Source organism: Variovorax sp. EL159 (genome assembly GCF_900100965.1).
Classification (GTDB): Bacteria; Pseudomonadota; Gammaproteobacteria; order Burkholderiales; family Burkholderiaceae_C; genus Variovorax.
The window spans coordinates 434,961-449,791 of record NZ_FMUJ01000005.1; the positions used below are offsets into that span (position 1 = coordinate 434,961).

Below are 14,831 nucleotides of genomic sequence, written 5' to 3' on the forward strand. Positions count from 1 at the left end.
CATGGCCGACAGCATCCCCGCGCCCTTCGACGTCAAGCTCATGAACATCGTCGCGAATCTCGCATTCGCGGCGGTGGCGCTCATGCTGCTTGCGGCGGGCGCATGGTGGGTGCTGCGCCAGCCTTTCTTCCCGTTGGGCGGCATCAAGGTCGACGGCGAAGTCACGCACAACAACGCGGTGACCTTGCGCGCCAACGTGGCGCCGCAGCTCAGCGGCAACTTCTTCACCATCGACCTGGCGCGTGCGCGCGCCGCGTTCGAGTCGGTGCCCTGGGTGCGCAGCGCGGTGGTGCGGCGCGAGTTTCCGAACAAGCTGCGCGTGACGCTGACCGAGCAGGTGCCGGTGGCCAACTGGGGCGACGAAGCGAGCTCGAAGCTGATCAACGGATTCGGCGACGTGTTCGAGGCCAACGTGGCCGAGGTGGACGACAACCTGCCGCGCCTGGATGGGCCGATCGAGCAGGCCGGGCAGGTGCTCGGCATGTACCGCGTGCTGCAGCCGCAGTTCCAGCCCTACGACTTCAGCATCGACGAGCTGTCGCTGTCGAGCCGGGGCAGCTGGAAAGTGGTGCTCGACAGCGGTGCCGAGATCGAACTGGGCCGTGGTCAGGCGGAGGAGGTGTCGGCGCGCCTGCAGCGGTTCCTGAAGACCGTGACGCAGGTCGCGGGCCAGTACCACCGCACGGTCGCGGACGTCGAGGGCGCCGACCTGCGCCACAACGACGCGTATGCATTGCGGCTGCGCGGTGTCACCACGGTCTCGCCCGAGACCCCAAGAAGAATCAAGTAGCGCTCATCGAGAAATCGAGGACATATCTCAATGCCTAAAGAATACAAAGACCTGGTCGTAGGACTCGACATCGGCACCGCCAAAGTCATGGTGGTGGTGGCCGAAGTGCTGCCCGGTGGCGAACTCAAGCTGGCGGGGCTCGGCGTTGCACCGAGCAATGGTCTGAAGCGCGGCGTGGTGGTGAACATCGACGCCACCGTGCAGAGCATCCAGCAGGCGCTGAAAGAAGCCGAGCTGATGGCCGACTGCAAGATCAGCCGCGTGTACACCGGCATCACCGGCAGCCACATCCGCGGCATCAACTCGAGCGGCATGGTGGCGGTGAAAGACAAGGAAGTGACGCCGGCGGATGTTGCACGCGTGGTCGAAACCGCGCGCGCCATCAACATCTCGAGCGACCAGCGCCTGCTGCTGGTGGAGCCGCAGGAGTTCGTGATCGACGGCCAGGACGTGAAGGAGCCGATCGGCATGAGCGGCATGCGGCTCGAAGCCAAGGTGCACATCGTGACCGGTGCGCAGAGCGCGGCCGAGAACATCATCAAGTGCGTGCGCCGCTGCGGCCTCGAGGTCGACCAGCTGATGCTGAATCCGCTGGCCTCCAGCCAGGCGGTGCTGACGGAAGACGAACGCGAACTGGGCGTGGTGCTGGTCGACATCGGCGCGGGCACCACCGACGTGGCGATCTTCACCAACGGCGCGATCCGCCACACGGCCGTGATTCCGATCGCAGGCGACCTCATCACGAGCGACATCGCGATGGCGCTGCGCACGCCCACGAAGGACGCGGAAGACATCAAGGTCGAGAACGGCTTTGCCAAGCAGCTGCTGGCCGACCCCGACACGCAGGTCGAAGTGCCGGGCCTTGGCGACCGCGGGCCGCGCATGCTGAGCAAGCAGGCACTGGCCGGTGTGATCGAGCCGCGCATCGAAGAAATCTTCTCGCTGGTGCAGCAGGTGGTGCGCGAGTCGGGCTATGAAGAGGTGCTGTCTTCGGGCGTGGTGCTCACCGGCGGCAGCGCGGTGATGCCCGGCATGGTCGAGCTTGGCGAAGACATCTTCCTCAAGCCGGTGCGCCGGGGCATTCCGAAATATTCGAGCGCGTTGTCCGACATGGTCGCGCAGCCTCGCGCCGCTACAGTCATGGGCCTTCTCGAAGAGGCCCGCTTCGCACGCATGCGTGGCTTCAAGGTGGCACAGAAGAATGGGTCGGTAAAGACTGCATTCGGACGTTTCAAAGACTTCATCGTGGGGAATTTCTAGCCATGATCAAGTCTCCACTCTGGCTTGCGCGCGGCAGCCCTCCATTGCATTTCAACGAGCGATGGCGACGCACAGGTCCACCGCGACGACGACCCCATCGTTGATCTCGTCACGGCACAAGAAATATTCATAGATACATAACGGCAACTGCAAGATTCAAGGAGTTAAAAATGACCATCGAAATGATCGAAGTCGAAGAGTTCAATCAGGGCACGCAGATCAAGGTGATCGGTGTGGGCGGTGGCGGCGGCAATGCGGTCGCCCACATGATGGAGCGCGGTGTGCAGGGCGTTCAGTTCGTCTGCGCGAACACCGACGCACAGGCGCTCACGCGCAGCAATGCGAACAAGATCATCCAGCTGGGCACCAGCGGACTGGGCGCGGGCAGCAAGCCCGACAAGGGCCGCGACGCTGCCGAAGCCGCAGTGGATGAAATCCGCGCGGCCATCGACGGCGCGCACATGCTGTTCATCACGGCCGGCATGGGCGGCGGCACGGGCACCGGTGCCGCACCGGTGATCGCGCGCATCGCGAAGGAAATGGGCATCCTCACCGTGGGTGTGGTGACCAAGCCCTTCGACTGGGAAGGCGGCCGCCGCATGAAGAACGCGGACGACGGCCTGGCCGAGCTCGAAGCCAATGTCGATTCGCTGATCGTGGTGCTCAACGAGAAGCTGCTCGACGTGCTGGGCGACGACATCACCCAGGACGAAGCCTTCGCGCACGCCAACGACGTGCTGAAGAACGCCGTGGGCGGTATCTCGGAAATCATCAACGAGTACGGCGGCGTGAACGTCGACTTCGAAGACGTGCGCACCGTGATGGGCGAACCCGGCAAGGCCATGATGGGCACCGCTGCCGCAGCCGGTCCGGACCGCGCGCGCATCGCTGCCGAACAGGCCGTGGCCTGCCCGCTGCTCGAAGGCATCGACCTGTCGGGCGCCAAGGGCGTGCTGGTGCTGGTGACGGCATCGAAGGGTTCGCTGAAGCTGAACGAGTCGAAGCTCGCGATGAACACCATCCGTGCCTACGCCTCGCCCGATGCGCACGTGATCTACGGCGCGGCCTACGACGAGAGCCTCGGCGACGAGATGCGCGTGACCGTGGTGGCCACCGGCCTCTCGCGTGCCGACGCTCGCCGCCAGGCCCCGACGCTGGAAGTGATCCGCACCGGCACCGACAACATCGCCTTCACCGTGCCCACGCTCGGCGGCACCGGCCACGCCAGCAGTGGTGGCGGCAGCCAGCCGAACTACGACGGCATGGCGGTTCCCAGCGTGTGGCGTACCAACCGCACGATGGCTGCTGCCAAGGTGGATGCGCTGTCGTCGGGCGGCATGGACGACTTCGAGATCCCGGCGTTCCTGCGCCGCCAGGCCGACTGAACCTGAGCTCGCCCCAGGCTGCGCGCATTTCGTGTCGCTTCGCCAAGCCCCCTTGCGGGGGCCACACCCGAGGCCCGGCCAAGCCGGTGCCCTGGTGGTGTTGTGCGAAGCGACCAGCCGGACGCAGAGGGCACGAGGGTTCGCAAGGGGCACAGGGGAGACCTGAAAGGGACTCCTGCTGGCTCTAGGCGCTGCGTTCATCTCGTGCCCTTTGCGTCCATCGCGGGGCCTGCCGGGTCTTTTGCCAGTCCATGTCTATCGGTGCCATAGCGAGGGGAATGGGGCGCCATGCCCGTCGCGCGCCTAAAATCGCCGGCGTGCTGCAACAACGAACCCTCAAGTCGATCAGCCGCGCCGTGGGCGTGGGGCTTCATAGCGGGCAACGCGTGGAGCTGACCCTGCGGCCGGCTCCGGCCGACACGGGGATCGTCTTCCGCCGCGTCGACCTGCCCGAGCCGGTCGAGATCCGAATGACCGCCGAGGCGGTCACCGACACGCGCCTTGCCTCCACCGTTTCCACGGGCGGCGCCAAGGTACAGACCGTCGAACACATCATGTCCGCCTGTGCGGGCCTGGGCATCGACAACCTCTACATCGACATCACGGCCGACGAAGTGCCCATCCTCGACGGATCGGCTTCGTCCTTCGTGTTCCTGCTGCAAAGCGCGGGCATCGAACTGCAGAAGGCCCCGCGCCGCTTCATCCGCGTGACCCGCAAGGTCGAGGTGCGCGAAGGCGAAGGCGCCAACGAGAAGTGGGCGAGCCTGGAGCCGTACCACGGCTTCAAGCTGAGCTTCGAGATCGACTTCGATCATCGCGTCGTCAACTCGACCGGCCAGCGCGTGGAGTTCGACCTGGGCGCCGATTCGTACAGCCGCGACATCGCGCGCGCGCGCACCTTCGGCTTTACCAAAGAGCTCGAGTACATGCTCAGCAAGGGGCTGGCACGCGGAGGCGGCCTCGACAACGCCATCGTGATGGACGACACCAAGGTGCTCAATGCGGGCGGCCTGCGCTACGACGACGAGTTCGTGAAGCACAAGATCCTCGATGCAATGGGCGACCTGTACATCATCGGCAAGCCGCTGCTTGCCGCCTACACCGCATTCCGCTCGGGCCATGCGCTCAACAACAAGCTGCTGCGCGAGCTGCTGTCGAACAGCGATGCCTACGAAGTCGTGACCTTCGAGGACGAGAAGAGCGCGCCGCGCGGCTTCGGCGAAGTGGCGCGGGCCTGGTAGGCCGCCGCTTCCAACGCACCCACCCTCATAACAAACCAAACGCATGCTTCTCTTTCGCTGGGCCATCCTGCTGCTTCTGCTGGTGGCCGGCGTATCTTTCGCGTTCTATGCCGGCACGGGACGGGTCAAGTTCCGGCGCTTCGGCTGGATCGTGCTCAAGTGGACGTTGCTGGCTGCCTTCGGTTTCTTCGCGGTGCTGATCGCGGAACGCGTGGCGTAGCCTTCGCGGCGTTCGTCCGCGTGTCCGGAAGCGGCATGCGGCGATGGACAGAGCACCGTTCTCAAGCCACAGCCAGTGCCTGCAAGGCCTGCACCTGTCGCGCCAGCAGCGGCCCTTTGCGGTGCGCGGGCACCAGCAGCATGACCGTGTCTCCCAGTGCCTTCGGTCGTCCCCAGGGCGCATGCAGTTTGCCCTGCGCCAGCAGCGGCGCCACGAGTCGTTCGCGCCCCATCAGAACGCCTTCGCCATCGAGCGCGGCCTGCAGCGCGAGGCTGTAGAGCGAGAAATGCGGGCCGGCGGCCCAGGCGTCGGCTTCATTCGCCGTGGTGCCGGGGCGCACGGCCTGCAGCCAGCGCGACCAGTCGTCGTGCCACACCGTGTCGTGCAGGCCACCGCAGCGCACCAGCACCTCGGCCAGATCGTCGAGCGAGCGAGGCCGGCCGCTGACCAACTGATCGCGAAGGTGCGGGCTGCAAACCGGCACGAGGCGGTCGCGAGCCAGCGGCAGTGCCTGCGCGCCGACCGCCGTTTCGATCTGCTCGCCGGCGCGTGCATAGAACAAGCCGAGATCGAAAGGCTCGCGCCTGAAATTCGGCGGCTGCTCCAGCGCCGTCACCGACACCTGCACGCCGGGCAGTGCTGCCTTCAACCGCGAGAGGCGGGGCGACAGCCACAGCTGCGCGACGGCCGGCAGGGCCGCCACCTGCAGCGTGCTGCGGCGCGCGGCCGTCTGCGTTTCATGGCGCAGCGCCTGCACCGCGAGGCCGAGCTGATCGACCGCCGCGCTCAGCGCCGGCAGCGCGCGCCGGCCGTGGGCACTCAGTCGAATGCCCTGGCTGTGCCGCTCGAACAGCGCACCGCCGGCCCAGGTCTCCAGTGTCTTGATCTGCTGCGCGACCGCAGCCGGCGTGACGAACAACTCTTCGGCAGCCCGCGCGAAGCTGCCGTGGCGCGCGGCCGCCTCGAAAGCGCGAACGGCGGTGTGCGGCGGCAGGCGGGGGCGGGGCGGTGCGAGCGGCATAGGGCGGGATCCCAGGGCAAGATTTTCTAGGGCTCAGGCCCAGATTATCCGGTTTGCCCCAGGGCACCGGGCGCGCGACGATGCGGCTCACTCCCCACTTCCAGCGAGATACGCCGCATGTCCACCGCTCTCCAACGCCGCGCCTGGGTGCCCGCCGCCAGCGAAGACCATGTGCTGTCCATCGCGGGCGATGCGGCGGCACGCGACACTGCGGGTGTCGCCGCCGAGATCGAAAGGCTGGTGGCCGACAACCACCGCATCCACGACGTCGAGGGCCTGAACCTCAACCCCGCCACCAACGTGATGAACCCGGCCGCCGAGGCACTGCTGTCGCGCGGCCTGGGCTCGCGCCCTTCGCTCGGCTACCCCGGCGACAAGTACGAGATGGGGCTGGACGCCATCGAGCGCATCGAGGTCGTCGCGGCCGAACTCGCCGCCGAAGTCTTCGGCGCGAAGTTCGCCGAGGTGCGCGTGAGTTCGGGCGCGCTGTCGAACCTCTACGTGTTCATGGCGACCTGCAAGCCGGGCGACACGATCATCGTGCCGCCGCCCAGCATCGGCGGTCACGTCACGCACCATGCGGCGGGCGCGGCCGGGCTGTATGGCCTGAAGCCGGTGTCCGCGCCGGTCGATGCCGACGGCTACACGGTCGACGTGGTGGCGCTGGCCAAGCTCGCGCGCGAGCTGAAGCCCAGGCTCATCACCATCGGCGGCAGCCTCAACCTGTTTCCGCATCCGGTGCCCGCCATCCGCGAGATCGCCGACAGCGTGGGCGCGAAGCTGCTGTTCGATGCCGCGCATCTCTCGGGCATGGTGGCCGGCAAGGCGTGGCCGCAGCCGCTGGAAGAGGGCGCGCACGCCATCACCATGAGCACCTACAAGAGCCTGGGCGGCCCCGCGGGCGGGCTGATCGTGTCGAACGACGCGGCGTTGATGGAGCGCATCGACGCGATCGCCTACCCCGGCCTCACGGCCAATTCGGATGCGGGCCGCACGGCGACGCTGGCGCGTGGCCTGCTCGACTGGAAGGTGCATGGCAGGGCCTATGCGGCAGCAATGCGCGAGACGGCCCAGGCGCTCGCGCGTGCACTCGATGCAGAAGGCCTGCCGGTGTTTGCGAAGGCGCGCGGCTTCACGCAATCGCATCAGTTCGCGGTCGAGGCCGCGCGTTGGGGCGGCGGGCAGCGGGCCGCGAAGAAGCTGGCCGAAGGCGGCCTGCTGGCCTGCGGCATCGGCTTGCCGATTGCGCCGGTCGAAGGCGACATCAACGGACTGCGGCTCGGCGTGCCCGAAATCGTGCGGCTCGGCTTCACGCCGGAAGACATGCCGCAACTCGCGTCGTGGATCACCCGTGCGCTGGGCGGCGATGCCGCATCCGTCGCCAGCGAAGTGCGCGCGCGCCGCACAAGGCTCGGCGGCCTGCGCTACATCGTGCGTTGAATCAGCGCGAGCGGCCCTGCCGGTAGGTGCCGGCGTGGGTCTTCGACAGCTCGGCCGCTTCGGCCAGCCGGGCCATCGAGCGGCCGACCTGCGCGTGCGTGATGGCAATGCCCAGCGCATCCGCCGCGTCGGCGCCCGGCAGGCCGGGCAGGTCGAGCAGGCGCTTGACCATCTCCTGCACCTGCGCCTTGGCCGCCTGTCCGTGGCCGGCCACGGCCTTCTTCATCTGCAGCGCGGTGTACTCGGCCACCGAAAGATTGCAGTTCACCAGCGAGGTCACGCAGGCACCGCGCGCCTGCCCCAGCAGCAGCGTCGATTGCGGGTTGACGTTGACGAAGATGATTTCGACCGCCGACGCATCGGGCTGGTAGCGCGCGTTGACTTCGGCGATGCCGTCGAACAGCACCTTCAGGCGTGCCGGCAGGTTGCCGGTGCCCAGGTGCCGCGTGCTGATGGTGCCGCTGGCCACGTAGCGCAGCGCGTGGCCGTCCGCGTCGACCACGCCGAAGCCGGTGGTCGTCAAGCCGGGGTCGATGCCGAGAATGCGCATGTCAGGCGTTGAAGTACCAGCGGATCGAGTGAAAGAAGATGGGCGCCGCGAAGCACAGCGCATCGACGCGATCGAGCAGGCCGTTGGCGCCGGTCACGCCCACGCCCTTCTTGCCCCAGTTGGGAATGCCCCGGTCGCGCTTGAGCGCCTTCATCACCAGGTGGCCCATCGAGCCCGCGATGCAGGCGATGACCGACACCGCAAGCGCCTGCCCGAACTTGAAGGGCGTGATGAACGAGAACAGCGCGCCCACCAGGCTGGCCACCACGATGCCGATACCCCAACTGGTCCAGTTGAAGCTGCGGCTCACGTTGGGCGCGAAGGGCGTGCGCTGCGTGCGGCGCGAGATCAGGTGCTGCACCAGCACCGAGGTCTGCACCACGAACACCAGGAAGAACACGAGGAAGGCGCTCTTGCCCTCGTAGCCCGGGAAGCTCAGCAACAGCAGCGCCGGCACGTGGCTCATGCCGTAGACGCAGACCATGATGCCCCACTGCAGCTTGGCGTTGCGCTCGAGGAACTGGCTCGGGTCGTTGGCCAGCGCACTCGCCACCGGTATCGCAAGGAACACGTAGACCGGAATGAACACGGTGAAGAGGTCGAAGCGCGCCGTGGCCACCAACCAGAACTGGATCGGCAGCACCACGAAGAAGGCCAGGATCAGGCTGCGGTGGTCGCCGCGCCGCGTGGGCGAGAGCGTGATGAACTCGCGCAGCGCAAAGAACGAGATCAACGCGAACAGCACGGTGGCGACCGTTTCGCCGAGCGCCCAGCCGATCCAGAAGATCACCACCATGAACCAGGTGGTGCCCAGCAGTGCGCGAAAGTGCGCCAGCTCGGCTTGCCACGCGGCGTCGTGCACCGGATTGCGGCGCTCCCTGAAGGTCAGGAAAAAGGCGGTGGCGCTCACGATCGCGAGCACGCCGAAGACAATGAGGAAAAGCGCCGCGACCTGCTGGGTCGGGCTGAGGTTGCGCAGGAACTGGTTCATGTCAGACGTCGCGCAGGGCGATCACGGCGGCACGCGCGCGGTCGAGGAAGGGGCGGCGCTCTTCGCCTTCTTCGACGCGGATCGGTGCGCCGAAGGTCACCGAGCAGAGGATGGGCACGGGCACGATCTCGCCCTTGGGCATGACGCGCTGCACGTTGTCGATCCACGCCGGCACCAACACCACCTCGGGGAACATCGTCGCCAGTGCATAGAGGCCCGACTTGAACTTCTGCGGCTCGCCGGTGTGGCCGCGCGTGCCTTCGGGAAAGATGATGATCGAGTCGCCGCTGCGCAGCGCTTCGATGAGCGGGGCCAAGGGGTCGGCGGCGGGTGGCGCGTCGGCCGCTGGCGGTTCCGGCTCGGCTGCCACAGGGGGCGATAGCTCAGGCGCGGGCGGAGGTGGCGGCGGCGCAGGAAGATCGAGCTGCCCCTGCACTTCGTTCATGACTTCGACCGAGGTGTCGGCGAAGGGCAGCGACATCGGAAGCAGCGGCTCCATCGAAGGCTCGATGCGCTCGGCCGGCGGTGTCACCGCAGCGCGCGGTGCGGGCGGTGGTGGAGCTTCGGCCTCAACCGGCGCGGCGGCGGGTGCCGCGGGCGCAGTTGGCGTGGCCGGGGCGGTCGCCGCGCGCTCCACATACACCGCGTTGAACACCTCGGTCGTGATCCAGCGCTTGACCGGCGTGTTGGCCCAGTAGTCGCGTGCCGCAATCGGCCGCGTGATGCTGCGCAGTTCCTCGGGCAGGGCCGCCCAGATCATCACGAGGTCGGCGTGGCTCTGGTGGTTGGCGAAATAGATGCGTTGCTCGGCCTTCGGCGGACAACCGTACCAGCGCGCCTGAGCGCCTGTCAGCAACCGGACGATTCCCAACAACAACCAACCTGTGAGCTTTGCCAGCATATGGGCGCGATGATACGGGCCATGCGATGGCGTTTCGATCCTCTTTCTCTGGCGTGGGCGGTGGCCCTCTTTTTCGTGCTCGTGCTGCTGGCCACCGTCGGCGCACGCTGGGGCTGGGTGCGCAGCTTCTTCGGCGACGTGCTGGCCGTGGTGTGGGTGTACTTCGTCTTCAAGACGGTCATCGGCACACGCGTGTTGCCGCTGGCGCTGGCCGCGCTGGGCGTGGGCCTGGCGGTCGAGCTGGGGCAGTACCTGGCATCGGCGTGGCACCTGCACATTCCGAACCGCGCCTTGCGCATCGTGCTCGGCAGCACCGCCGACTGGTGGGACGTGCTGGCCTATGTGATCGGCTTTGCCGGCGTGCTGGCCATCGAAGGCCTGCGCGGTGCCTTCAGGGCAGCTCGGCCGCGGGCATCCGCGCCATGACCGTCGACGCCCGGTTGCTGAGGTAGGGCGAGCCGGGCCGGCGCTCGAAGAACTTGGGGCTCGGCAGCATCACCGCGAGGCGCGCGGCCTCGTTGGCGCTCAGGCGCGATGCCGGCTTCTTGAAGTAGTACTGCGACGCCGCCTCGGCGCCGAACACGCCTTCGCCCCATTCGACGTTGTTCAGGTACAGCTCGAGGATGCGCCGCTTGTCCAGCAGCACTTCGAGCAGCGTGGCGAGCACCAGCTCCTGGCCCTTGCGCAGCATGGTGCGCTCACCCGACAGCAGCAGGTTCTTGGCGAGCTGCTGCGTGATGGTCGAGCCGCCGCGCAGCCGCACGGGCTGCACCGGCTTGCCGCGCGCCACGGCCCGCGCCGTGCGCTTGGCGGCCAGCTCTTCGGCCTTGGCGTTGCGCTGGCGCGCGCGTTCGATGGCTTCCCACTCCACGCCGTTGTGGTCAACGAAGCCGGCGTCCTCGCTCGCGATGACGGCGCGCTTGAGCGTGTCGTTGATCTGCCCGTACGGCACCCACTGCTGCCGCCATCCACCATCCGTGCCTTGGTGAACGGCGATTTGCCAGGCCTCGGAGCGCTGGAAGGCCGTGCTCGTCGGATCGATCACCGCCATCGTCGCGATGCGGACCACGAAGAACAGTTCGAGTGCCACGCCCGCCACCACGAGGCAGGCGATCAGGCGCAGCACGGTTTTCATTTCAGTTCGGTGCGCAGCTCGGCCAGCACTTGCGCGGACGGCGGACGCACGCCACGCCAGATCGCGAACGATTCGGCTGCCTGCTCGACCAGCATGCCGAGCCCGTCGCGCGCGATGGCGCCATGCGCTTCGGCCCAGGCCATGAAGCCGGCGGCGGCGGGGCCATACATCATGTCGACCGCGAGCCCGCCGGCACGCAGCACCGACGCGCTCACCGGCACCGCGTCGCCCGCGAGGCTGGAGGCGGTGGCGTTGACCACGACGTCGAAAGCGCCTGGCACTTCGTCGAGCGCCCAGGCTTCGAGCGAGGCGCCGTGGCGCAGTGCGAGCGCCGCGTGGCGGCGGACCACGGCCACCGCCTTGTCGACGGTGCGGTTGGCCACCACGATGCGCGCGGCACCCGCGTCGAGCAACGGGCCAAGCACGCCGGCGGCAGCGCCACCCGCACCGATGAGCAGCAGCTCTTTGCCGGCCAGCGGCACGCCCGCGTTGCGCACGATGTCGTTGACCAGGCCGATGCCGTCGGTGTTGTCCGCGTGGATGCTGCCGTCGGCATCGAAGCGCAGCGTGTTGACCGCCTGCGCGAGCAAGGCGCGCTCGCTCGTGTGCTGCGCCAGTGCGGCGGCTTCGAATTTGAAAGGCACGGTGATGTTGCAGCCGCGTGCCGCGTCGCCGCGTTCGGCGGCCTCGCGCCGGAAGCTCGCGATGCCCTCGGCAAAGGCGCCGAGCGGAATCAGGCGGCGGCCGTAGTCCATCTGCTGGCCGCTCAGCTCGGCAAAGCGGGCGTGGATGCGGGGCGAGCGGCTGTGCTCGACGGGGTTGCCCATTACGCAGTACAGGTCCATGGCGCCTTGCTTTCTTGGCTGCTGGCTACTTGCTTGCTACTGCGACGAGAGTTCGATGGTCTCGTCGCGCGTGAACTTGAAGCGCGACTGCAGCACGATCTGGTCGGTCTGCTTGCGCATCGCATCGGTGAACTTGCCGAAGCTGCCGATGCTGCGGACGATGGCCTGCGCGCGGCGGTCGAGCGTCACGTCGCCCGAGCTTTCGTCGACGACGGTGTCGAGCACCTTGCCGTCGTTGTTGATGGTGATGGTCATCTTCAGCTCGCCATAGAGCTTCTTGCCGGCCGCGGTGGGGAAGTTCTCTGTGCCGCGCACTTCGATGCGGCGGCGCAGCGTGTCGACGTAGATCGCGTAGGCGGCCTCGCGCGTCGACGGGCTCAGGTAGCGCTTCTTGGGGCGCGCGTTTTCTTCGTTCACGCGGCGCTCGATCTCGGCCAGCAGCTCGACCATCTGGCGGCGCTTTTCTTCGCGCGCGACGGCTTCGGTCGGGTCGCCCGCGACGCGCGGATCGGGCACGGGCATCGCGGCCAGGTCGCGCTTGAGCTGCGCGAGCATCTGCATCTGCTGGGCCTGCAGGGCCTCGACCTGGCGGCGCGAGTCTTCGAACGAATCGCCGACGGAGGTGAAGCTCGACGGCGGCAGCGGGCTGGTGGCGCGGCCTTTGTCGAGGTCGCCGCCGCCCGCGAGCGAGGTCTGCGCCATCACCTTCGTGCCGGGGTCCGGCTTGTCGTTGGTCTTGCTGTTGACCAGGATCACTTCGAGCGGGGTTTCGCTGAAGACCCGGTTGAACGACTCGGGATCGACGAAGCGCACCGCCAGCAACGCGGCGTGCGCAATGACCGACACGCCCAGTGCAATCTGCAGCGTGCTGAGGTCCTTGAAGTTCATTCTCGAAACTCCTCCAGGGGCCGCATTTCTTCGGACGATTCGCCGAAGTTCATGCGGGCGTATTTTCGGGCGCGGCCTCGCTGTCGGTCAGGTCGACGGCAATGGCGATGGGCCCTGCAACCACTTCTTCTTCGTCTTCACCGCTGTCGTCTGCGGCAGCACCATCCGCATCGGTCTTCGGCGTGTCGAGGCGTTCGAGCACGGTGCCGCTGACGTCGAGCGCGATCTCGTCAATTTCGCCGAGCTTCACGCGCAGCCGCGCGCCGCGTTCCTGCTGGCCGGCCACCGGGAACACCAGCGGCAGCGTGTCGGCACGCACCAGCGCGCCGTTGGGAATGTCCTTGATGACCGTGGCTTCGAGCTCGGTGATGCCCTGCTGCTGCAGGTACTTGAGCGTCCAGAAGCGTTCCATGCCGCCCTGGTAGCCGTTGTACGTTGCGTAGGCGGCGTCGAAGCCCGAGAGGATCGAGAACAGGTCGGCGTCCTTCGGCTTGAAGGGCGCGGCCAGCGCGGCGGTCTTGCCGTGGCGTGCGGCCGCGATGATCTGCCACTGGTTCACGAGGTCGGTGTAGCGGCGCAGCGGCGAGGTGCTCCACGCATAGCTCTTCACGCCCAGGCCCGCGTGCGGCAGCGCGCGCGTGCCCATGCGCACCTTGATGCCGGGCGCCAGGCTCGCCTGGCTGCGGTAGAGCCCGGGCACGCCGAGTTCGCCGAGCCAGCCGCCCCAGCTGCTGTTGGCCAGGATCATGGCCTCGGACACGATCAGGTCGAGCGGCGCGCCACGCTGGCGCGTGCTGATCTGCACCTGCTAGTTGCCGGTGGGTTCGTTGCCGTCGTTGCCGACGAGGCGGAAGTTGTAGTCGGGCCGGTTGAAGTTCTCGGGCTTGCCGCGCACCACCTCGCGCTGCGCCTTCAGCTGCTTGGCGAGGCGGAACAGGAAGGAGAGCGGGGCGCGCAAGTTCGCGGCGGCCTCGGGCGTGTTGTCGCTGGTGACCGACGCGTCTTCGAGCCAGGGCTGCGTGACGACAGCGTCGAGCTGGTCGTGCCGCAGGTTGGCGACGATGGGCACGCGTTCGAGCTTGGTTTCGGTGCCTTGCAGTTCCAGCGTGGCTTCATCGAAGCGCGCGTAGAGCGACACGGCCGGGCGGTCAGCGCCTTCGAGCAGCGTGTAGGTGTTGACCACTTCGTCGGGCAGCATCGTGATCTTGTAGCCCGGCATGTAGACCGTCGACATGCGCGCACGCGCCACGTTGTCGATGGCGCTGCCCGGCGTGAGCGCCAGGGCCGGTGCCGCGATGTGGATGCCGACGGTGACGGTACCGCTGCCCAGGCCCTGCACCGACAAGGCATCGTCGATTTCGGTGGTCTGCGAATCGTCGATCGAGAAGGCCTCGACGCCGGTAGCCACGGGCAGGTCGTCGGCAATGGCCGGTGCCGCGAGCGCGGGGAAGCCGGTGCCCTTGGGGAAGTTCTCGAACAGGAAGCGCCGCCAGTGGAACTGGTAGGGCGAATCGATGGCGCCGGCGCGTTCGAGCAGGTCGAGCGGCGGGCGCTGCGTGGCGCGCGCGGCGTCGACCACGGCCTTGTATTCGGGCGCGTTCTTGTCGGGCTTGAACAGGATCTTGTAGAGCTGTTCGCGGATCGGCGGCGGGCACACGCCCTCGGCCAGTTGCCCGGCCCATTCGACGATTTGCGCCTGGATGACTTTCTTCTTCTCGATGGCGGCCAGCGCCTGTTGCACGATCTCGGCCGGCGCCTTCTTGAAGCGCCCCTTGCCCGCGCGGCGGAAGTAGTGCGGGGCCTCGAACAGCGCGAACAGCGCGGCGGCCTGCTGCGCCAGCGAGGGCTTGTCGCTGAAATAGTCGGCGGCCAGGTCGGCAAAGCCGAACTCGCCCTCGGCAGCGAACTCCCAGGCGAGGTCCAGGTCCATGGCGGCGGCGAGCGTGCGCGCCTCGGCGATCAACTCGGCAGGCGACGGTTTCTCGAAACGCAGAACGATGTTGGCGCCCTTGACCTTGACGCGCTTTCCGGTGTCGAGCTCGACCTGTGCCGATGCTTCGGCCTCCGACAGCACGCGGCCGCCGAGGTACTTGCCGGCTTCTTCAAACAATACAAACATGGGCCGGATTGTCCCATGCTGAACCCGCCGGACTTCCGCGTCGGG

14 protein-coding genes and 1 pseudogene are annotated in these 14,831 nt (G+C 67.5%); 7 read left to right on the plus strand and 8 right to left on the minus strand.

What is annotated here, in order from left to right; all coding sequences use genetic code 11:
* The first annotated feature begins 1 nt into the window (after position 1).
* The 5 genes from BLQ28_RS22965 (at position 2) to BLQ28_RS33060 (ending at position 4,896) form a co-directional block, all read left to right on the plus strand.
* A complete protein-coding gene (locus tag BLQ28_RS22965; RefSeq protein WP_093244911.1) occupies positions 2–790 on the plus strand; it encodes a cell division protein FtsQ/DivIB in 789 nt (262 codons plus the stop codon).
* 30 nt (positions 791–820) lie between these two features.
* Positions 821–2,050: a cell division protein FtsA gene (gene ftsA, locus BLQ28_RS22970; RefSeq protein WP_093244914.1), complete on the plus strand. Its 1,230-nt coding sequence runs from the start codon at positions 821–823 to the stop codon at positions 2,048–2,050.
* Between the two features lie 170 nt (positions 2,051–2,220).
* On the plus strand, positions 2,221–3,435 hold the full coding sequence (ftsZ, locus tag BLQ28_RS22975; protein ID WP_093244916.1) for a cell division protein FtsZ: 1,215 nt from the start codon (positions 2,221–2,223) through the stop codon (positions 3,433–3,435).
* A 317-nt stretch (positions 3,436–3,752) separates the two neighbouring features.
* Positions 3,753–4,676: a UDP-3-O-acyl-N-acetylglucosamine deacetylase gene (gene lpxC, locus BLQ28_RS22980; RefSeq protein ID WP_093244919.1), complete on the plus strand. Its 924-nt coding sequence runs from the start codon at positions 3,753–3,755 to the stop codon at positions 4,674–4,676.
* A gap of 43 nt (positions 4,677–4,719) precedes the next feature.
* On the plus strand, positions 4,720–4,896 hold the full coding sequence (locus tag BLQ28_RS33060; RefSeq protein ID WP_176801203.1) for a hypothetical protein: 177 nt from the start codon (positions 4,720–4,722) through the stop codon (positions 4,894–4,896).
* Positions 4,897–4,957: 61 nt separating this feature from the next.
* Here the strand turns inward: BLQ28_RS33060 and BLQ28_RS22985 are convergent, their stop codons facing one another.
* Positions 4,958–5,917, minus strand: coding sequence for a LysR family transcriptional regulator (locus BLQ28_RS22985; protein ID WP_093244921.1), 960 nt, complete (start codon positions 5,915–5,917; stop codon positions 4,958–4,960).
* Between the two features lie 117 nt (positions 5,918–6,034).
* On the opposite strand from BLQ28_RS22985, the gene glyA reads away from it, so the two are divergent.
* Complete coding sequence (gene glyA / locus BLQ28_RS22990) at positions 6,035–7,357, plus strand: serine hydroxymethyltransferase (protein WP_093244924.1); 1,323 nt, start codon at positions 6,035–6,037, stop codon at positions 7,355–7,357.
* A gap of 1 nt (position 7,358) precedes the next feature.
* Here the strand turns inward: glyA and ruvC are convergent, their stop codons facing one another.
* Genes ruvC through BLQ28_RS23005 form a run of 3 tightly spaced genes read right to left on the minus strand, consistent with a single transcriptional unit; the run spans position 7,359 to position 9,799 of the window.
* Complete coding sequence (ruvC, locus tag BLQ28_RS22995) at positions 7,359–7,907, minus strand: crossover junction endodeoxyribonuclease RuvC (protein WP_093244927.1); 549 nt, start codon at positions 7,905–7,907, stop codon at positions 7,359–7,361.
* Between the two features lies 1 nt (position 7,908).
* Positions 7,909–8,898 (minus strand): phosphatidate cytidylyltransferase, encoded by a 990-nt coding sequence (locus BLQ28_RS23000; protein WP_093244929.1) that lies wholly within the window; start codon positions 8,896–8,898, stop codon positions 7,909–7,911.
* Position 8,899: 1 nt separating this feature from the next.
* Positions 8,900–9,799 carry a 1-acyl-sn-glycerol-3-phosphate acyltransferase gene (locus BLQ28_RS23005; protein WP_093244932.1) on the minus strand — a complete coding sequence of 300 codons (900 nt, stop codon included), beginning with the start codon at positions 9,797–9,799 and terminating at the stop codon, positions 8,900–8,902.
* Between the two features lie 9 nt (positions 9,800–9,808).
* Between BLQ28_RS23005 and BLQ28_RS23010 the strand changes: the two genes are divergently transcribed.
* The gene (locus BLQ28_RS23010; RefSeq protein ID WP_093245537.1) at positions 9,809–10,225 is read left to right on the plus strand and encodes a ribosomal maturation YjgA family protein; all 417 of its coding nucleotides are present in this window, start codon (positions 9,809–9,811) and stop codon (positions 10,223–10,225) included.
* Here BLQ28_RS23010 and mtgA read toward each other — a convergent pair.
* From mtgA to BLQ28_RS23030, 4 genes and pseudogenes are all read right to left on the minus strand, one after another.
* Positions 10,191–10,934, minus strand: a complete 744-nt coding sequence (gene mtgA, locus BLQ28_RS23015; protein WP_093244934.1) for a monofunctional biosynthetic peptidoglycan transglycosylase — start codon at positions 10,932–10,934, stop codon at positions 10,191–10,193. The genes BLQ28_RS23010 and mtgA overlap by 35 nt on opposite strands.
* A complete protein-coding gene (gene aroE / locus BLQ28_RS23020) occupies positions 10,931–11,779 on the minus strand; it encodes a shikimate dehydrogenase (protein WP_093244937.1) in 849 nt (282 codons plus the stop codon). The genes mtgA and aroE overlap by 4 nt, the downstream gene beginning before the upstream one ends.
* Positions 11,780–11,815: 36 nt before the next feature.
* Positions 11,816–12,667: an energy transducer TonB gene (locus BLQ28_RS23025; RefSeq protein WP_093244939.1), complete on the minus strand. Its 852-nt coding sequence runs from the start codon at positions 12,665–12,667 to the stop codon at positions 11,816–11,818.
* Between the two features lie 49 nt (positions 12,668–12,716).
* A pseudogene (locus tag BLQ28_RS23030) lies at positions 12,717–14,786 on the minus strand (ribonuclease catalytic domain-containing protein).
* Positions 14,787–14,831 lie beyond the last annotated feature (45 nt).